The organism is Chlamydia pneumoniae TW-183 (assembly GCF_000007205.1).
Classification (GTDB): Bacteria; Chlamydiota; Chlamydiia; order Chlamydiales; family Chlamydiaceae; genus Chlamydia; species Chlamydia pneumoniae.
Genome location: NC_005043.1, coordinates 1,164,617 through 1,184,248, shown reverse-complemented (window position 1 = coordinate 1,184,248; position 19,632 = coordinate 1,164,617). Strand labels below are relative to the sequence as shown.

Below are 19,632 nucleotides of genomic sequence, written 5' to 3'. Positions count from 1 at the left end.
TATCCTTGTCCAAAAGATTGCAAGGTACGTTATGAAAACCTGGTTGTTCTTCACTTTCTTATTCTCCTGCTCGTCGTTCTATGCTTCTTGTCGTTATGCCGAGGTCAGGTCCATTCATGAAGTTGCTGGTGATATCCTCTATGATGAAGAGAACTTCTGGCTGATCTTAGATCTTGATGATACGCTTCTTCAAGGAGGAGAGGCTCTCTCTCATTCTATATGGAAAAGCAAAGCAATCCAGGGGTTACAGAAACAGGGAACCCCAGAACAAGAAGCTTGGGAGGCTGTAGTTCCTTTCTGGATTGAAATTCAAGAAATGGGAACCGTTCAGCCTATAGAATCTGCTATTTTTCTACTCATTGAGAAAATCCAGAAGCAAGGAAAGACAACCTTTGTCTACACGGAACGTCCTAAAACAGCTAAAGATCTTACCCTAAAGCAACTTCATATGCTCAACGTCTCCTTAGAAGATACTGCTCCACAACCTCAAGCTCCCCTACCCAAGAACCTTCTCTACACATCGGGAATTCTTTTTTCTGGAGACTACCACAAAGGACCGGGACTCGATCTCTTCTTGGAAATATGCACCCCCTTACCCGCTAAGATTATCTATATTGATAACCAAAAAGAAAATGTCCTTCGCATCGGTGATCTATGCCAAAAATATGGAATTGCTTATTTCGGAATCACCTATAAAGCTCAGGAACTTCACCCCCCGATCTATTTTGATAACATTGCACAAGTACAGTACAACTACTCTAAAAAATTACTCAGCAATGAAGCGGCGGCTCTTCTTCTGCGCCACCAAATGCACGAATAATCCTTCTTAAAGATAAGCACTCCCTGACGTTTACTTTTGTGGGTTCTCGATCTCAATAAAAAATAATTTTAGAATAATAAGAAAAAAGACTACTCAGGAGAATTCTTAACGACTGATACTGTGGATTCCATAGCATTCCTCCCCTCAGAAGAAAATTTTTGCTACATAAAAACAATTCTTTTTTTTAGAGTCAAAAAAAAACACTATGCCTTCTTCTACGGGGAATTCATGATATCCTTTCGTTTTCTTTTACTTTCAGGACTCTGCGCTCTTGGAATTTCCTCTTATGCCGAAACTCCTAAAGAAACGACGGGCCACTACCATCGTTATAAAGCAAGAATTCAAAAAAAACATCCCGAGTCCATAAAAGAAAGCGCCCCTTCGGAAACTCCACATCATAACAGCCTTCTCTCTCCAGTTACTAATATCTTCTGTTCACATCCTTGGAAGGATGGCGTTTCCGTATCCAACCTATTAACATCTGTAGAAAAAGCGACAAATACTCAGATATCCTTGGACTTCAGTATTCTTCCCCAGTGGTTTTACCCTCACAAAGCTCTTGGCCAAACGCAAGCCCTAGAGATTCCTTCGTGGCAGTTCTACTTCAGTCCTAGCACTACCTGGACTCTTTATGATTCTCCAACAGCAGGTCAAGGAATCGTAGACTTTAGCTATACGTTGATACATTACTGGCAAACTAACGGTGTTGACGCCAATCAAGCCGCGGGAACCGCTTCCAGTATGAATGATTACTCTAATAGAGAAAATAACCTAGCACAGCTTACCTTCTCTCAGACTTTCCCTGGAGACTTTTTGACCCTAGCTATAGGACAATACAGCCTCTATGCTATAGACGGCACGCTTTACGATAATGATCAGTACTCTGGGTTTATTAGCTACGCCTTATCACAAAACGCAAGTGCTACCTACTCATTGGGAAGTACAGGTGCTTATCTGCAGTTCACTCCAAATTCTGAAATCAAGGTTCAACTAGGTTTTCAAGATTCCTATAATATTGATGGAACCAACTTTTCGATTTATAATCTGACAAAAAGCAAATACAACTTTTACGGCTACGCCTCCTGGACTCCAAAACCTTCGTGTGGAGATGGACAGTACTCTGTATTGCTCTATAGCACACGCAAAGTTCCTGAGCAAAACTCCCAGGTCACAGGATGGTCCCTGAATGCTGCTCAACATATTCATGAAAAGCTCTATCTATTCGGAAGAATCAACGGAGCTACGGGAACAGCACTCCCCATAAACCGTTCGTATGTTTTAGGTCTTGTCTCTGAGAATCCCTTAAACCGCCACTCTCAAGATCTTCTTGGCATAGGATTTGCTACAAATAAGGTAAATGCTAAAGCGATTTCCAATGTGAACAAGCTACGACGTTATGAGTCTGTTATGGAAGCTTTCGCTACTATTGGCTTTGGACCTTATATATCTCTAACTCCAGATTTCCAACTCTATATCCACCCAGCGTTACGCCCAGAGAGGAGAACCTCTCAAGTGTATGGCCTGCGTGCAAATCTTTCCTTATAACAAAACCACACCAATATTATTTAGGAGTAACTTATGGCTTACGGAACTCGTTATCCCACGCTAGCATTCCATACAGGGGGCATTGGTGAATCTGATGACGGTATGCCCCCACAACCCTTTGAAACTTTCTGCTACGATTCTGCTCTTCTACAAGCAAAAATCGAAAATTTTAATATCGTCCCTTATACATCTGTACTTCCTAAAGAGCTCTTTGGGAATATCGTTCCTGTAGATACCTGTGTAAAATCTTTCAAACACGGCGCTGTCCTTGAAGTAATCATGGCGGGTCGTGGTGCTGCTCTCTCTGACGGAACCCATGCGATCGCCACCGGAATCGGCATTTGCTGGGGTAAAGATAAAAATGGAGAGCTTATTGGCGGATGGGCAGCAGAATATGTTGAATTCTTCCCTACATGGATAAATGACGAAATTGCAGAAACCCATGCTAAAATGTGGTTGAAAAAATCCCTACAACACGAACTTGACCTACGCTCTATAGCAAAGCATAGCGAATTCCAATTCTTCCATAATTACATCAACATCAAACAAAAATTCGGTTTTTGCTTAACTGCATTAGGATTCCTAAATTTCGAAAATGCTGAACCAGCTAAGGTAAATTAAGGAGACTTTCATGACCTCAAGGACTAAATCCTCAAAAAATTTAGGGACCATAGCCCTTGCGGGTATGGTAGTCAGTTCCATAATTGGGGGAGGGATTTTCAGCCTCCCCCAAAACATGGCAGCGACAGCAGGAGCTGGTGCCGTAATCCTATCTTGGATACTCACTGGCTTCGGCATGTTCTTTATCGCAAATACGTTTAGGATCCTCTCTACAATACGTCCCGACCTTAAGGAAGGGATCTACATGTACAGTAGAGAAGGTTTCGGCCCCTACATAGGATTCACCATCGGCTGGGGATATTGGCTTTGTCAAATCTTCGGTAATGTGGGATATGCCGTAATTACTATGGATGCTCTAAACTACTTCTTCCCTCCCTACTTCCAAGGAGGAAATACCCTACCTGCTATTTTAGGAGGCTCCATTCTTATCTGGGTGTTCAACTTCATAGTTCTGAAAGGAATCCGTCAAGCATCGATAATCAACGTCATCGGAACTATATTTAAAATCATCCCTCTAATCATCTTCATTATCCTGACTGCGTTCTTCTTCAAGCTCGCTGTTTTCAAAACAGATTTTTGGGGACATGCCGTAACAAAAGCCCAACCGAGTTTAGGATCCGTAAGTTCACAACTTAAAGGGACTATGTTGGTCACCCTATGGGCATTTATAGGAATCGAAGGTGCCGTGGTGATGTCTGGACGAGCAAAAAATCCTCTCTCTGTAGGGCAAGCTACAGTCTTAGGATTTTTAGGTTGCCTAACAATCTACATCTTATTTTCTTTATTACCTTTTGGCTCGCTCTTCCAACATCAACTAGCGAACATCCCCAATCCCTCTACAGCTGGTGTCCTCGACATCCTCGTAGGGAAATGGGGAGAAGTGCTCATGAATGTCGGCCTGATTATTGCTGTTTTATCTAGCTGGTTATCCTGGACGATCATCGTTGCAGAAATCCCCTTCTCAGCAGCTAAAAATGGCACCTTCCCTGAGATCTTCACTATAGAAAATAAAGAGAAATCTCCCAGCGTCTCCCTATACATTACGAGCTCTGTGATGCAGCTCGCCATGCTCCTTGTTTACTTTTCTTCGAATGCTTGGAATACTATGCTCAGCATCACGGGGGTCATGGTTCTCCCTGCGTATCTAGCGAGTGCTGCCTTTCTCTTTAAACTTAGCAAAAGCAAAACATATCCTAAAAAAGGGTCTATTAAAGCCCCTTTGGCAATGATAACTGGTATCCTGGGAGTGGTTTACTCTCTATGGCTTATCTATGCAGGAGGTCTAAAATACCTCTTTATGGCCTTAGTTCTTTTAGCTCTTGGCATCCCCTTCTATATAGACGCAGGGAAAAAGAAGAAAAATGCTAAGACATTCTTTGCTAAAAAAGAAATTGTAGGAATGACTTTCATAGGCCTTCTTGCGCTGACAGCGATCTTCCTATTCTCAACAGGAAGAATCAAAATTTAATTAAACTTTCATCCTTCCCCACGGCTTATGCCGTGGGGGTCTCCCTAATTCTCTTCTCTATAGTAAAAAATTCACCCTTAAGAATCAGGTTTTCATCTTCTACATTTTTATCTCCCAATCAGAGAGATTCCCCCCTGTTCTTTTATCCCTTATTCTCTTATTCTCAAGACAAGGTCTATGTAACGATACTTGATTTAAGGTACACTTTATGCGTATAGCCGTTTTAGGAGCAGGATATGCAGGACTCTCTGTAACTTGGCATCTGCTTCTCCACTCCCAGGGGACTGCAACTATCGATCTCTTTGATCCTATTCCCTTAGGAGAAGGAGCCTCTGGAATGTCTTCAGGACTCCTCCATGCTTTCACGGGGAAAAAAGCTCTCAAGCCTCCCCTGGCAGATCAAGGAATCAATGCTACACACGCGTTAATCACAGAAGCTAGTAAAGCCCTCAACGTACCTATTGTGATTTCTCAAGGGATCTTAAGACCGGCAATTGACGAGGATCAAGCTCAGCTATTCACGGAGCGTGTTGAAGAATTCCCCAAAGAAGTCGAATGGTGGGAGAAGGCTCGTTGCGAAATCTCCATTCCCAGTATGGTCATCCCCCCAAATCTCGGAGCACTATTCATAAAGAGTGGGGTAACTCTAAATAATGATCTCTATATTCAGGGATTGGCTGACGCCTGCATGAAATTAGGGACACAATTCTATGATGAGCTCATTGAGGACCTTGCCGATATTGAAGAGTTCTATGATCATATCATAGTGACTCCAGGAGCCAACGCCTCGATTCTTCCTGAACTTAAAGACATGCCGGTAAATAAAGTAAAAGGACAGTTGCTGGAGATCAGTTGGCCTAAAGATCTTGCCATGCTCTCATTCAGTATCAATGCTCATAAATATATGGTCGCCAATACACAAAAGAATACCTGCATTTTAGGGGCGACTTTCGAACACAACCAACCCGAAGAGACTCCTGATCCCGCTATTGCCTATCAGGAAATCATGCCTCCTGTGCTCTCGCTATTTCCAGGACTTAAAGATGCTCAAGTCCTGCACTGTTATGCTGGCATGCGCTCTTCTAGCAAATCACGTCTTCCTGTCATCTCTAGGATTAGGGAAAAACTCTGGTTCTTAGGAGGACTCGGGTCGAAAGGACTCCTGTATCACGGGATTACAGGAGACATGCTCGCTCAGGCAGTTCTACGAAAATCTACAGCTTATATTGCTAAAGAATTTCTATTTACTATTTAACAAGGGCTTTCTCTTCTTCTTGCTTTGCAAGGTAAAAGCTAAAAGAAAAGTTAAAGAAGAAGGAAACCGCAGGAGTTAAAATCAAAGCAATAGGAACAATAAGCACAAACATCTGAGCTAGAAATGACCAGGTATGTATATCTGCAATTTCAACAAGATGTGTCATCAAATAAAAAGAATCTAAAGCTAACCAACTGCATAGGGCTAAAGGAACCAAAGCAATCACCACCCCTATAAACTGCCGAAGGATATTCCCACGAAAACACTCTAGCAATTTCCTATAGTCTATAGACTCTTGATTATGGAGAACCGGAATGCAGAAAAACAAACAGCTAAAAGAACCTAAAAAAAGTAAAATCAGTGCCGTTGCCGATAGATAAGGAATGAAAATCAACACTGTATGGAATAACTTACCCACCCAAGGAAGAGATCCTAAAAAAGAAGAGAGCATAGCTACAGTGACTACGGCGACCATAGCAATGAAGAACGGCATCGATACAAGAAGAGAAAGCCATAAGGAAGACCAGGTGTTCTTAATAGCACAGCAGAGCTTACTCGTTTCTCCTTGAGACTCCTTATGCAATAAAAATTGCACGATAATCGCTGAAGCGCAAATCACACTAAAGGCACAGAAAAAAGCTCCCAAACCTAATGTCGACAAAGAAATTTCAGGAGCCAGCCGTGAGCAGAGCTTCAGAAACAATGCAAACACAAAACCAAAGCAACAGAGACTGCAGAAAATAAAGCAGAACCTCTGTTTATTAAAAATATTTTTAAATGCATTTTGACTTAATTCATCGAATGATTGTCTCATACTTACTCCCCACAACATTGTGCTTATAACGAAGACACGCTAGCTTTTTCCTGAGCAATTTCATCCAGGGAAATTTGAATCTTATTTCTGATAAAAGGCTCCCAAGGCAATCCAGGAATGATTTCATAATCTCCAGAAGGCAACATACGACATGGAAAACCAAAAATCAAGTCTTCAGGAATACCATAAGGATTATGATCCGAACACACTCCAGAAGAAAACCACTCGTCACTTTTAGGACAAAAAATAGATCGCGCGGCCTCGGCAAGTGCTCGAGATGCGGATGCTGCCGAAGATTTCCCTCTTGCTTCAATTACAGCGCTTCCACGATTCTGCACGGAGTGTACTAAAATGTTTTCCAACCAATCTCGATCTCCGATAACCTCGGCTGCGGGTTTCCCTGAGATACGTGCTTGTGTGAAGTCAGGAACCTGCTTTGCAGAATGATTTCCCCAGATGACAACACGGGAGACCTCCTCTAGAGGAACCTCAGCACGATGAGCGAGCATGCTATGCATGCGATTCTGATCCAAGCGTAACATCGCATGGAAATTTTTCCGATGCAATCTGGGAGCATGTTTCATAGCAATCCAGCAATTCGTATTGACAGGGTTCCCTACAACAAAAATCTTAGCATCTCTTTTTGCTGCTGTATTTAAAGCGGCCCCCTGTAACGAAAAGATCTGACCATTTTGCTTTAAAAGATCTCCTCGCTCCATACCGGGTCCACGAGGCACAGCACCTATCAGAAACGCCGCATCGATACCATCAAAAGCGTCGTTTAACGATGTCGTCACACGCAGACGATGTAAAAGAGGATATGCACCGTCATCGAGCTCCATACGCACCCCTGAGAGAGCTCTCTCTGTACCCGGCACATCATAGATCCGTAAATCTACACCACGATCCACTCCAAAAACATCTCCATGGGCTAATGCAAATAAAAAATTATACGCAATCTGCCCTTTGCCTCCTGTGACAGCAACACGAACGACCTCTTTGAATGCCATACGCACCCCCTTCAAAAAAAATCACTATAGTCTTTAAGTAGAAACAAAACAAGAAATTGAAAAAAAAGTCGTTTCGAGACTCCAATTCATCAAACCCTAAATTTTTGGGTTTCTAAACACTAGGATATCTTCTTATCAAGATTTTAAACCCACAACAAGCTCTCCAAAAAGATCCTAAAACCTCTAGAACTCATTTAAGACCTTATATCTTAGGAAAATTACTACTATGAAGATTCTGAAAATAGAACTCTAGGTGATTAAAGAGGTCCCTTAGGGACCGGCGGATGCCAGACCCACATAGAGTCTACATCTAGATCTGGGCGCTCAAGAACCGAAACCTCTTCTTCAGAGCAAGGAGGAAGGAATTCTTCGCCCTCTCCTTCTTCAGAGAGAGGGGAAGGAGGGAATTCTTCGGAATGCCTCGTTTCATAGTCTTCAGCAAAACGAATCCTTCCTTCGGAGATCTCCTTACACATCTCGTTATAAGAAAACATCATCTCGAAAGAGCCCGTCCATTCTGAGTTTCTCACGAAGGTATCTTTGAGATACCTTGTAGCCAGCACCTCAATTTGACTCCAAAGAAGGTTTTCTTGTTTTGGTAGCAATACAAATACAGACCCCCCTGTCTCAGGCGGGGGCAAACCAAATGAGGCCAAGACTGCGGGAATATGATTCCTATAGTAAGAGAAAAGGCGAACCAAAGCTTGGTCTTCTGGAGATCCCGTTGTAAAAAGCTTTAGGCAGAGTTCCTCAAAAAGTTGTACAAATAACCTCTTACAGTAATCCACAGAAAGATAGGGACGAAGGTAGGGATAGGAATAGAAGCACCATTCTTTCCATAAACTCTCAGCAGTAAGAAGATTTGGGAACTCCTGAACTAGGGTATCATAGACAGCTTCAGGCAATGGCAACGTCTCTTTAAGTGCTACTGCTCTTTCACAAATGCCCCCTAGTTCTTCGTAACTACAGGCTCCTAAAACAGCACTGAAGAATTCTTTTTTCAAACGGGCGCACACTGCGGCTACCTTTCCGTCCTCATTTTCATTCCTACTGTTATATTCATACTTTGGAGTCTGGAAAAAGCGAGACCGCGGAGCAAATCGATTAACTAAAGACTGAAATCCTTTTGGATATAAAAACAGCCGTTGCGTCTCTAATGGAAGAGACTTAACCATCGCGATACATTCCGGTTTTAAAAAGAGATTTTGTTCCATGATACATGCAATATCTTCTTTCCAGGGTTCTAATGCCCCAAGAGGAAATTTTTGCTTATATGCGCGGAAATCTCTAGATAGGCTTGCATTCCAGTCTTTGAGAAGAATGTTCTCAGCTACGAGAGCTTGATTCTCTATTTCTAAGCTCGCAATGAGCCTTTCAGTCATTCCATGTAGATATTCGGGATCCCTAAGGTCCTTGTTCTCTTCGGATAAATGGGCACACTGATCTTCGACAGCACGATTTCTATCTCTAATCTCTCTATTTTCAGACTCTAATTCTCTGATACGTGACAAATACTGCTCTTCTTTGACCGCAGCATCATAACCCATGGCATCTACTTTTCTGATCGTAGAGAGAATCAGCCGTGTCACAAGAATCCCTAAACCAATCAGGCCTACAGCTATTGCAATACAACCAGAAACCGTCAAAACTAAACTAGGAAGAGCTCCTAAAGCACTAGACACTACAAGAACAATTCCTAAAATTGTCACAAGCGCAAAAATTAGGATGGAGATCTTTAAAACAGCATGAGGCTGTATGAGGTCGGATCCTGAAGAGGATGGGACCCTTTCACGGACAATTACAGGAGACAAAGGAGGTGATGACACAGAACCTGGCATATTTCAACAAAGATACGGAATATTTTATTTAAAATTACGAAACCAGGCTGTAGAATACGGCGCCACGAGACCCTATCCATGCGCCCGCAGTAGATTTCACTACTTGCTTACCCTTACGAGCGGCTAAAATACCATGAATATCTAAAAATCCACGAGAGCGTACTGCAATGAAAAACATCCTATCCTCACAAATTTTTCCAAATCCAAAGGAGCATTATATCACAGACGGACAATAAAGAACCTTAAGAAAAACCTCTCTCTGAGGTAGACTTATGAAAGGATAGTGTAATTTTTACCTAAACTTGATGTTAAAAAGCGTTAACAACGATGCAGCTTCAGGGAAATTGGAAGCATCCGCCCCCTCAAGCAACTCTAAAACACGGTTTGCCAATGCCTTACCCAAGGAGACCCCTTCCTGATCAAAAGAATTAATCCCCCAACAGAACCCTTGAAATACGATTTTATTCTCATAGTAAGAAAGTAATTCCCCAAGAGAATACGGATTCAGCTGGCTAGACACTAAAACCGAAGAAGGACGGTTTCCATCAAAATTCTTATTCGGATTTGTATTTTCAGAGCCACATGCTAAGGCAATCGCCTGAGCAATCATATTGGCAAAAAGCTTTTGTGAAGATGTAGTTCCTTGAAATGAGATATCCTCACCCTTTTGGCTCTTTTCAAAACCTATAAACTCTACAGGAATAATGTCTGTACCCTGATGAAGGCATTGGAAAAAAGAATGCTGTCCGTTGGTTCCCGGCTCACCCCAAATGACAGGGCTCGTAGAAAATCCTACCCTTCTACCATCTTGGGCAATGCTTTTCCCGTTAGATTCCATGCAACACTGCTGCAAATGCGCTGGGAAAAACTCCAAACCTGAAGAATAAGGAATGACAGCTTCTGTGGGATAGCCTAAGAAATTTCGATTCCAAATGCTAATCAAAGCTGAAAGCATAGGGAGATTCTCCCTAGCGTTCGGTTGCAAAGCAATTTGATCCATAGCTGAGGCTCCTTGAAGTAATTGCAAAAAAACCTCAAAGCCATAAGCAAAACCTAAAACAACACCTCCAACCATAGAGGTAGAGGAAAATCTTCCTCCGATGCTCTCCCAAAGGTGAAAGACCTCTAGATACTTACCCGTATCATCCATAGGACTGCCTTCACAAGTGACTGCTATAAAATGATCCTTAAATGACAAGCCCTTCTTCGCGAAATAATCTGCAAAAAAGGCCTCATTCACTGCAGTCTCTATTGTAGTCCCTGACTTCGATACTACAACTACCAAAGCCTTAGCACAATCTATGGTATCTAACACCTCGGCGCCATTGTCAGGATCTATATTGGATATGAAATGTACGTGCTTATCTGTAGGGCAGTACGCACGAAGGGCCCGATAGAGTGCCTTAGGGCCTAGCTCCGACCCTCCGATTCCTATCTGCACTATGGTCGTGAACTGGCTGCGCACTTTGGTTAAAAAATCCTTAAGCCGTTGCGCCTCCACCCGAGATCTTACGGCGATATCTTCAGCTTCTCCTGTAAATGAACTGTCGGTTACCCATGCCCGAGTTGCAGTGTGCAGAGCAGGTCGCATTTCACTTGGAAACCCTTCAATATAGTTCACGACCTGCCCCTGCTGCATCGCTAACATAGACTCATGCAATCCCCTTTCTTCTGCTAATGAGATCAATGCAGCTAAAATAGCATCGTCCAAACGCTCGGTAGCAAAGCTAAAGGTAAATCCCCCTCCTAGCAAAGAAAACTTCTTGATCCTCTCTGCAGATAAAACCCCGGGAGCTGTTAGGTCTAGGGGATTTAAAGCAAGCTCTTGGAGTATCTTTGTTGAATCGCAATCTATAAATCTTTTTCTTTCCATGGTTTTCTCTCTGTAGCTTGAAAATTGCTCCGCTCCCTATACTAAAGTTACATTCGTTAGCGAGTATGACTATGCCCTCGACTCAGTTTCACACAACGATTCTAGAACAATTCTCATTGTTTTTATCTGTAGATCGCGGCCTTTGCCAACAATCTATAGCGGCTTACCGCCAAGACATCTCTTCCTTCCTTACCATAAGTGCCATTAGCTCCCCCCAAGATATTTCACAAAACAGCGTATATATCTTTGCTGAAGAACTATATAGACGTAAAGAAGCAGAGACTACGTTAGCGCGTAGGCTCATTGCTTTAAAAGTATTTTTTCTCTTCTTAAAAGATCAGCAACTTCTTCCCTATCCCCCAATAATAGAGCACCCAAAAATATGGAAACGCCTTCCTTCAGTACTGACTCCTCAAGAAGTCGATGCTCTACTTGCGGTTCCTCTCCAAATGGAGAAAAACCCCCGACACCTAGCCTTTCGTGATACAGCCATTCTCCACACACTATATTCAACTGGTGTCCGGGTTTCTGAACTTTGTGACCTACGTTTAGGCCATGTCTCTGATGATTGCATCCGCGTCACCGGGAAAGGTTCTAAAACCCGACTGGTGCCTCTGGGATCTCGAGCAAGAGAAGCTATCGATGCGTACCTTTGTCCTTTCCGAGACCAATACCAGAAAAAGAATCCTCACGAAGATCATCTTTTCCTCTCTACCCGGGGACACAAGCTCGAACGCTCTTGTGTGTGGCGCCGTATTCACAATTACGCAAAGCAAGTGACCTCAAAGCCCGTATCTCCCCACTCCTTACGACACGCCTTTGCTACACATCTATTAGACAATAAGGCAGACCTACGCGTCATTCAAGAGATGTTAGGTCACGCACGCATCGCCTCTACAGAAGTGTATACTCACGTAGCCGCGGATTCTCTAATCGAGAAGTTTCTTGCCCATCACCCCAGGAATCTCTAATCGCATTCATAAAAAATTGTGCCATCTTCAAATCGGGTATAACATTCGCGACTTTCTTGACCTGTATTTTTAGTATAGCCATAAGTCTCTGGATAGTAATACCCATAGTCATAAGGATAATAAAAACTATAGGGCACAGAACCCTGTTCTTCTTGAAATTGCAGACCAACGACGGGACGAACTTGAATCTTCCCTGGAGCCTCTGATAAAGGCACAGCCACTACAGTTACAGCACTAAGCTCTGATGCACAATACGTTGCGAAAAATATAATGGATAGTGTTACGACTTTCTTCATAATAAAGATCTCTAAAAAATCTAACCCTTAGATTTTATTTTACTACGAATAGCAAATTTTAGGTGGATTTAAAGAGATTAGAAAAGGAGATGCCCAGGATAGGACTTGAACCTACATGCCCGAAAGCACTGGATCCTAAATCCAGCGTGTCTACCAATTTCACCACCTGGGCAGAGCATCTTTGTCAAAGACATGAAACTGACCCATTTATTCTCTATAGTTAGAGTGTTTTTTGCAAACAAAAACCCTTGGATTTTTGTTTTATTTTCTCTTTCCCTCTAAACCGCTTACAATCAAACTTGCAGGAAAATGATGTTTTAGCTAATTTTCCTTTTTTTTCTACGCACTCAAATTACAAATCATGAATATGCCTGTTCCTTCTGCAGTTCCCTCTGCAAATATAACTCTAAAAGAAGACAGCTCAACAGTTTCCACAGCCTCTGGAATATTAAAGACTGCAACAGGTGAAGTCTTAGTCTCTTGTACAGCGCTAGAAGGAAGCTCTTCTACAGATGCTTTAATTAGCTTAGCTTTAGGACAAATCATTCTTGCGACCCAACAAGAACTGCTCTTACAAAGCACAAATGTTCATCAACTCCTCTTCCTCCCTCCTGAAGTTGTAGAATTAGAAATCCAAGTTGTTGACTTGCTAGTGCAATTGGAACATGCAGAGACAATCACAAGTGAACCACAAGAAACACAAACGCAAAGTAGGAGTGAGCAGACCCTCCCTCAACAAAGCAGCAGTAAACAATCTGCTCTCTCCCCACGCTCCTTAAAACCTGAAATTTCTGATTCTAAACAACAGCAAGCTCTTCAAACACCAAAAGACTCTGCTGTAAGAAAACACAGCGAAGCACCGTCACCTGAGACACAAGCTCGCGCTTCCTTATCTCAGGCAAGCTCAAGTTCTCAGAGATCCTTACCTCCGCAAGAAAGTGCGCCAGAAAGAACACTATTAGAACAACAAAAAGCAAGCTCCTTCTCTCCTCTATCCCAGTTCTCTGCAGAGAAACAAAAAGAGGCCCTGACGACCTCAAAATCTCATGAACTCTATAAAGAACGCGATCAAGATCGCCAACAAAGAGAGCAGCACGACAGAAAGCACGATCAGGAAGAAGACGCTGAATCTAAAAAGAAAAAGAAGAAACGTGGTCTCGGTGTAGAGGCAGTCGCTGAGGAACCCGGAGAAAATCTAGATATTGCCGCTTTAATCTTCTCAGATCAAATGCGACCTCCTGCTGAAGAAACTTCTAAAAAAGAAACGACATTCAAAAAGAAGCTACCTTCTCCAATGTCTGTGTTTAGCAGATTCATCCCTAGTAAGAATCCGTTATCTGTAGGCTCTTCAATACACGGGCCTATACAAACTCCAAAAGTAGAAAATGTGTTCTTAAGGTTCATGAAGCTCATGGCAAGAATCTTAGGCCAAGCCGAAGCCGAAGCTAATGAACTCTACATGCGAGTCAAACAACGTACCGATGATGTAGACACACTCACAGTCCTTATCTCTAAGATCAATAATGAAAAGAAAGACATTGATTGGAGTGAAAATGAAGAGATGAAAGCTCTTTTAAATCGAGCTAAAGAGATTGGAGTCACTATAGACAAAGAAAAATATACTTGGACAGAAGAGGAAAAAAGACTTCTAAAAGAGAATGTCCAAATGCGCAAAGAGAATATGGAGAAAATCACTCAAATGGAAAGGACGGACATGCAAAGGCACCTCCAAGAGATTTCTCAATGTCATCAAGCGCGCTCTAATGTATTGAAGTTATTGAAAGAACTTATGGACACCTTCATTTACAACCTACGCCCCTAATGTCACATTTAAATTATTTACTAGAAAAAATCGCTGCATCTTCCAAGGAAGACTTCCCTTTCCCAGATGATTTGGAAAGCTATTTGGAAGGATATGTCCCGGATAAAAATATAGCTTTAGATACCTACCAAAAGATCTTCAAGATATCCTCCGAGGATCTTGAAAAAGTATATAAAGAGGGTTATCACGCCTATCTCGACAAAGACTATGCTAAAAGCATCACCGTTTTTCGCTGGTTAGTTTTCTTCAATCCTTTTGTCTCTAAGTTTTGGTTTTCTTTAGGTGCCTCTCTACATATGTCCGAACAATATTCACAAGCTTTGCATGCCTATGGAGTCACTGCAGTCCTTCGAGATAAAGATCCCTATCCTCATTACTATGCCTACATATGCTATACTCTTACAAATGAACATGAAGAAGCTGAAAAAGCTTTAGAAATGGCGTGGGTACGTGCACAACACAAGCCCCTCTATAATGAATTGAAAGAAGAAATTCTAGATATTCGAAAACATAAATAATGTGGAAACTCAACTATGTCCTCTTGGTTATCTCAAGCAAGTGAGGTTCTTCTCAATCAAGATCCTTATATCCCTGATGCTCCTAGGTCACAAGAATCTTCGGTTCCTAAGATTAGCTATTCTATCACTGTAGCGCCTCAAGAAGCTCAAAAGTCTCTTCCCAAGTTTTTCACTCAGAAATTTCAGTCACAATGTAAGTCTGAGCCTCCTATCACCCATCATAAAACATTCATTATTGCAACACCAAGAGAGAGAATCTTGCGTTTCGGCAGCTCTTTCGAATCTCAACTTCACAACACATCGCAAGCTCAAACTTCATCTCCTTGGAATCTTTTTTCTCAAAAAAATAGCACAGAAGCAAGTAAAGCTCTGATGCAAGAACTGACTATGCCAAAATCTCCGGAGAAAACTTCAGAGAAGGCTCTAGATAAAAACCTGAGTTCTAAACAAGAAGGCTCTTGCAAAAATTTTGATACGCTGCACCTACAACAACATCTCAAGTTGTTTGGAACCGTTGACTCGCTATATTCTCAAAGCCTAGATAGTGAACAGCAAGAACTCCTCCAATCACGAAGAGAAGAGCGCAGTGAAACCTATGCAAACCAGCAGAGTTCTGAGAAAAAAATAGAAACCAAAGTTCAGATAAAAGATCTCTGTAAAGACCTCTTTTCTCAGGATCAGGATTCCAATCAAAAACAAAAGAAATCCCCTTTCCAACAAGATACATCACGTAAAAATAGAATAGCCAAAGCAGCACAAGCTGTTCCTGTAATTCCTCCTCCAAGCATAGGAGTGTTTACATTGAGCTATCTACTCACAAAACAAGGGATTCTTTCAGACTTTTCTTCGTATGGATGCCACAAAGATTCCGTGGAGTCGACACAACGAGAGCTCGATGCTCTACATGAAAAGAGAATCGAGACTATCAAGGTCAGCATCGAGAAAGAAAAACGAGAAAGATTATGGGGATCTCTTTCTGACATTATCGGTTGGCTAGCTCCGTTTGTTTCTATAGGGATCGGCATTGTTGCTATCTTGAGTGGAGGCGGTATCTTTGCTTTTGCAGGTTTTTTTGCAGGGCTAATTTCTCTTGTTATCAAGTGTTTAGAGAAACTAAAGTTCTGGGATTGGCTAGAAAAACATCTGCCTATAAAAAATGAAGAACTAAGACGAAAAATTATAACCATAATCCAGTGGGTCGTCTATTTAACCCCTGTCATTCTCTCCATATGCACATTAAAAGTAGAAAATTTAGGTTTTTCCCCTATTATAGAAGGAGCTATTAAAGGAATCCAACCCGCGATAGAATCTACGATGGCTGCTTTAAGATGCGCTATACTGTTTTCTCAAGCAGAAATCTATAAACTCAAAGGAAAACTCACTAAAATCCAACTCGACATTGAATTGAAAAGTTTTGATAGGGACGATCATTACGAACGTTCTCAAGAACTTTTAGATAACATGGAGAGTTCTTTCGAAGCCCTTTCAAGAATCTTAAATTACATGCGTGAACTAGATCAAGTGTATCTCCACTCCTTAAGAGGATAAATCCACAGAAGAAATATTATGACTGTATCTTACCAATCCATATCGACTCCTCCTCCTGAAGGAGAGTTTGATATTTTTGTAGATGGAAATGCCACTGAAGAAGCTGTTGTTGCTGCAGAAGTACAAGTAGCTCTCCCTGCAGGAGAGCAATATGCGATGCTGAGAGCAACTTCCGAGCTATGTTTTGGGATTTTAACACAATCGGAATGTGCTTTGACACAAGCACTGCCTCCCAAGGAAAAACCATTACAAGAAGAGCAATTTCTAGTAAAAAATGGCATATTAATGCGATCAACATCTCTGCCGAACCTAAAACCAGGACAATCGCAGCAGACTAGCTTAGCTTCACATAGAAATCCCTTAGCGCAGCAATCCACATCTTCGAATTCCACAGGGAAAGCATCAACAGAAACAACCTCGTCTTCCTTTCCGTTTTTCTCATGCAAAGCTCCTGAAGGAGACTCCAGTGTGGACAAAACGTTCACAGTGTCTGTCCAAACACCAAAAGCACAAGAGCAACAAGAAGCAAGCGCTTCTCAAAGCCAAGCACAATTTCATGTAAGGTCCTATTCTAGCAGCACCATAAAAGAACATAGTGCTAAAGAAAAAGTCTCACAAAGCACCAAGTCGGCAGAGACACAAAAACACACACAAACTAAGTCTGATGCGACTCTTAGTCCGATGTCACTCTATAGCACCTTACATAAGGAAGTACCTCAAGCACTATCCTCTACAAAAAGCCAACAAAAAGATGAAGAACATCGAGATCAAAGGCAACAAGAAGGATACGAGCAAGAACAAGAGCAAGAAGAAGGCAAGAAAAAGACACCATGGTGCACTGTGGAATCTCTACAACAGACTTCAAGTTCGAACCAGGTGTACGAGTCTTATACTCCTATTATTCCTGATCCTATTGTGGAGTTTGCTTTGTCTGAATCACAGCTAAGCGTGCTTGCAGGAAAGCGTGTGACCAACCTTGATGTCCTTAGAATATGTACAGAGCTAATGAAGTTGATGCTCAAAAGTAGAGCTAACGACACAATGACACGTCTTGAAGAAAGAGAGCTCATGGAAAGGGAAGCTCATGAATTGGCGGCGAGTTATTCACGTCAAGCTAAATACGCCCGCTGGCTAGGGATCGCGACAGCAACGTTAGGTATTTTAGGAGCGATTGCTCCTATGGTTGGAGAAATTTCCGGAGATAGCATTTTAGGGTTTGTCCAAAGGATTTCTGGAAGATTCAAAGATGCGACTGCGAAAACCTTCTTTAAAGGAATAGGAAAAGTTTTCACCTCTCTATCACAACTTACTGAAGCCGCTTCTAAAGTACATGAGTTATCAGAGAGTGCTGTACGAGCTGTTGCTGAGTACAGAAAAGAAGTCTTCAGAATGAGACAGGATGAAGTCACACGTACCATTGAGGAAGTCAAAGACAACTGGAAAAGTATGGACAATTTCCTTCTGAACATTCTCCAAACAGAACATGACGCTGCTCGCAGTCTGTATCAGTAGAATTAAGAGCCTTTTCGAATATTTTTATATGCTATTGTCTTTCCCCAAGGGAAGCGCACCGAGCAGCTCTTTTCAGTAAAGAAACATTCCTTCCCCCTTGAGAAAGAGTCTAAAGGGAAGGAAATACTAATGACTACACTTCCTGGAGCCATCTCCGATAATTTAAGAATGATCTCATTTAACAGGCGTCGTGAAAACGAAGAACCATAAAAATAGACATAAGAAGCTTGTGAGAGAACTACGTTCTTAAACTCTTCAGTATCGAATAACGCGAATCCTGAAGAGAGCTTGCGGTGCATGTTTGAAGAAAAACGAATGAAGTGGGGTTGATTATCAATCCCTATAACTTGGCACCGCACAACATGAGAGAACCAAAAACATACCTTTCCTAGGCCGCATCCCAAATCATAGAGAACGTCTTGAGAAGTAATATCAAAAGCCTGACAGATCTTTGCAAGAACAGACCATGGAGTCTCTCCGTAGACGTTTCCTTCTTTCAATAAAGAGGCTCCTGGCAAGCGACCGAGCTTTGCATAAGGGCAATGCCTTAAAGAATAGACATACTTACCAAGATCATAAAAAAATAATCTAGGATATTTCAAATACAGAGAACTAAAAAGGTAAATACCCTCTCTGAACGAGAAGAAGACTCTATAAAGCAATCTCGAGAAAAACTTGGCAAGTAAGCCTAAAGACCTAAGAACAACGGAGTTCTTTTGGTAATTGAAATACGACATCCTCTACAGCAAATATATCATTTTCCACTTGTAAACCAGGGATAAGTGATGATAGCTTTCGAATGCAAGCTTGAACTACGTCTTCGGGAGTTGAGGCTCCTGCAGTCATTGCTATATCTCCAGAATGATTTACGATGTTCGTATCAATATCCTCGGGATTGTTGATCAAATCAGCGGGAACTCCCCTTCTCAAAGCCACTTCGCGAAGACGATTGGAATTCGAGCTGTTGACATCTCCAACCACATAGACGTAATTCACGCGAGATAAAACAGAACGCAATGCTTTTTGACGGTTCGTGGTTGCATAACAAATCGAAGAACTAGGCAGAGTAATGATAGAGGGATATCGCTTTAGCAAAGCCGATGAGATCTCCTGAACATCATCCAAACTCAACGTCGTTTGAGTAATATAAAATAAAGGTGTATCAGAACTAAAAGGTAAGGCCTCGACGTCAGCAACCTTCTCGACAACAGTAATGTGTTCAGGAACTTCTCCAACAATACCAATCACCTCAACGTGCTTCTTATGGCCGATCAGTATGATTTTGTATCCTTTACTTGCGTATAACTTCGCAGCAGAATGCACCTTAGTAACCAAACCACAGGTAGCATCAATATCAATAAGCTTACGGGCTTTTGCTTCAGCTCTAACTGAAGGAGGAATTCCATGAGCTGAATAAATGACTCTCTCACCTTCAGGAACATCAACAAGTTCTTCAACAAAGATCGCTCCCTTGGCTCGTAAAGCATTAACAACATGGCGATTGTGAACAATCTCATGTTTTACATAGATAGGAGCTCCCCACTTTTCTAAAGCAACCTCTACAACTTGAATAGCGCGCACAACTCCAGAGCAAAATCCTCTAGGATTGCATAAAATAAGTTTTCTCATAATAATTACCTAAAGATAAAAGACATATGAAACGCGCTTCACAATGCTTATATTGGAAGCGCGCATATTAAAGCAATAATAAAAATTATTCT

18 protein-coding genes and 1 tRNA gene are annotated in these 19,632 nt (G+C 41.9%); 10 read left to right on the top strand and 9 right to left on the bottom strand.

What is annotated here, in order from left to right:
- Window positions 1-31 precede the first annotated feature (31 nt).
- From CPB_RS05345 to CPB_RS05325, 5 genes are all read left to right on the top strand, one after another.
- Window positions 32-820: a DUF2608 domain-containing protein gene (locus CPB_RS05345; protein WP_010883667.1), complete on the top strand. Its 789-nt coding sequence runs from the start codon at window positions 32-34 to the stop codon at window positions 818-820.
- A 228-nt stretch (window positions 821-1,048) separates the two neighbouring features.
- Window positions 1,049-2,365 (top strand): porin AaxA, encoded by a 1,317-nt coding sequence (gene aaxA, locus CPB_RS05340; RefSeq protein WP_041466984.1) that lies wholly within the window; start codon window positions 1,049-1,051, stop codon window positions 2,363-2,365.
- 33 nt (window positions 2,366-2,398) lie between these two features.
- Window positions 2,399-2,986 (top strand): pyruvoyl-dependent arginine decarboxylase AaxB, encoded by a 588-nt coding sequence (gene aaxB / locus CPB_RS05335; RefSeq protein ID WP_010883665.1) that lies wholly within the window; start codon window positions 2,399-2,401, stop codon window positions 2,984-2,986.
- 10 nt (window positions 2,987-2,996) lie between these two features.
- Window positions 2,997-4,454 carry an arginine/agmatine antiporter AaxC gene (gene aaxC, locus CPB_RS05330; RefSeq protein ID WP_010892188.1) on the top strand — a complete coding sequence of 486 codons (1,458 nt, stop codon included), beginning with the start codon at window positions 2,997-2,999 and terminating at the stop codon, window positions 4,452-4,454.
- Window positions 4,455-4,662: 208 nt separating this feature from the next.
- On the top strand, window positions 4,663-5,709 hold the full coding sequence (locus CPB_RS05325; RefSeq protein ID WP_010883663.1) for an NAD(P)/FAD-dependent oxidoreductase: 1,047 nt from the start codon (window positions 4,663-4,665) through the stop codon (window positions 5,707-5,709).
- On the opposite strand, the gene CPB_RS05320 is transcribed toward CPB_RS05325, so the two are convergent.
- The 5 genes from CPB_RS05320 to CPB_RS05300 form a co-directional block, all read right to left on the bottom strand.
- Window positions 5,702-6,523, bottom strand: coding sequence for a hypothetical protein (locus tag CPB_RS05320; RefSeq protein ID WP_010892189.1), 822 nt, complete (start codon window positions 6,521-6,523; stop codon window positions 5,702-5,704). The two genes, CPB_RS05325 and CPB_RS05320, sit on opposite strands and share 8 nt — an antisense overlap.
- Window positions 6,524-6,546: 23 nt before the next feature.
- A complete protein-coding gene (locus CPB_RS05315; RefSeq protein WP_010883661.1) occupies window positions 6,547-7,533 on the bottom strand; it encodes a malate dehydrogenase in 987 nt (328 codons plus the stop codon).
- Between the two features lie 257 nt (window positions 7,534-7,790).
- Complete coding sequence (locus tag CPB_RS05310) at window positions 7,791-9,371, bottom strand: hypothetical protein (protein WP_010892190.1); 1,581 nt, start codon at window positions 9,369-9,371, stop codon at window positions 7,791-7,793.
- A 34-nt stretch (window positions 9,372-9,405) separates the two neighbouring features.
- Window positions 9,406-9,549 carry a late transcription unit protein LtuA gene (gene ltuA / locus CPB_RS05305; protein ID WP_010883659.1) on the bottom strand — a complete coding sequence of 48 codons (144 nt, stop codon included), beginning with the start codon at window positions 9,547-9,549 and terminating at the stop codon, window positions 9,406-9,408.
- Between the two features lie 114 nt (window positions 9,550-9,663).
- Complete coding sequence (locus tag CPB_RS05300) at window positions 9,664-11,244, bottom strand: glucose-6-phosphate isomerase (protein WP_011126282.1); 1,581 nt, start codon at window positions 11,242-11,244, stop codon at window positions 9,664-9,666.
- A 65-nt stretch (window positions 11,245-11,309) separates the two neighbouring features.
- On the opposite strand from CPB_RS05300, the gene CPB_RS05295 reads away from it, so the two are divergent.
- Window positions 11,310-12,215, top strand: coding sequence for a site-specific tyrosine recombinase (locus CPB_RS05295; RefSeq protein WP_010883657.1), 906 nt, complete (start codon window positions 11,310-11,312; stop codon window positions 12,213-12,215).
- Here CPB_RS05295 and CPB_RS05290 read toward each other — a convergent pair.
- Window positions 12,212-12,511 (bottom strand): hypothetical protein, encoded by a 300-nt coding sequence (locus CPB_RS05290; RefSeq protein ID WP_010883656.1) that lies wholly within the window; start codon window positions 12,509-12,511, stop codon window positions 12,212-12,214. The genes CPB_RS05295 and CPB_RS05290 overlap by 4 nt on opposite strands.
- A 90-nt stretch (window positions 12,512-12,601) precedes the next feature.
- Window positions 12,602-12,683 (bottom strand) — tRNA-Leu (locus tag CPB_RS05285).
- A 189-nt stretch (window positions 12,684-12,872) separates the two neighbouring features.
- Here CPB_RS05285 and CPB_RS05280 point away from each other — a divergent pair.
- The 4 genes from CPB_RS05280 to CPB_RS05265 are packed head-to-tail and all read left to right on the top strand — an operon-like array spanning window position 12,873 to window position 17,911.
- The gene (locus tag CPB_RS05280) at window positions 12,873-14,333 is read left to right on the top strand and encodes a hypothetical protein (RefSeq protein ID WP_010883655.1); all 1,461 of its coding nucleotides are present in this window, start codon (window positions 12,873-12,875) and stop codon (window positions 14,331-14,333) included.
- Complete coding sequence (locus CPB_RS05275; protein WP_010883654.1) at window positions 14,333-14,851, top strand: SycD/LcrH family type III secretion system chaperone; 519 nt, start codon at window positions 14,333-14,335, stop codon at window positions 14,849-14,851. The genes CPB_RS05280 and CPB_RS05275 overlap by 1 nt, the downstream gene beginning before the upstream one ends.
- 15 nt (window positions 14,852-14,866) lie before the next feature.
- Window positions 14,867-16,399 (top strand): type III secretion system translocon subunit CopB2, encoded by a 1,533-nt coding sequence (locus CPB_RS05270; protein ID WP_010883653.1) that lies wholly within the window; start codon window positions 14,867-14,869, stop codon window positions 16,397-16,399.
- An 18-nt stretch (window positions 16,400-16,417) separates the two neighbouring features.
- Window positions 16,418-17,911, top strand: a complete 1,494-nt coding sequence (locus CPB_RS05265) for a type III secretion system translocon subunit CopD2 (protein WP_010883652.1) — start codon at window positions 16,418-16,420, stop codon at window positions 17,909-17,911.
- A gap of 2 nt (window positions 17,912-17,913) precedes the next feature.
- On the opposite strand, the gene CPB_RS05260 is transcribed toward CPB_RS05265, so the two are convergent.
- Both CPB_RS05260 and ispH read right to left on the bottom strand, forming a co-directional pair.
- Window positions 17,914-18,648: a class I SAM-dependent methyltransferase gene (locus CPB_RS05260; RefSeq protein ID WP_011126278.1), complete on the bottom strand. Its 735-nt coding sequence runs from the start codon at window positions 18,646-18,648 to the stop codon at window positions 17,914-17,916.
- Window positions 18,608-19,540: a 4-hydroxy-3-methylbut-2-enyl diphosphate reductase gene (gene ispH / locus CPB_RS05255; protein WP_010883650.1), complete on the bottom strand. Its 933-nt coding sequence runs from the start codon at window positions 19,538-19,540 to the stop codon at window positions 18,608-18,610. The genes CPB_RS05260 and ispH overlap by 41 nt, the downstream gene beginning before the upstream one ends.
- Window positions 19,541-19,632: the final 92 nt, after the last annotated feature.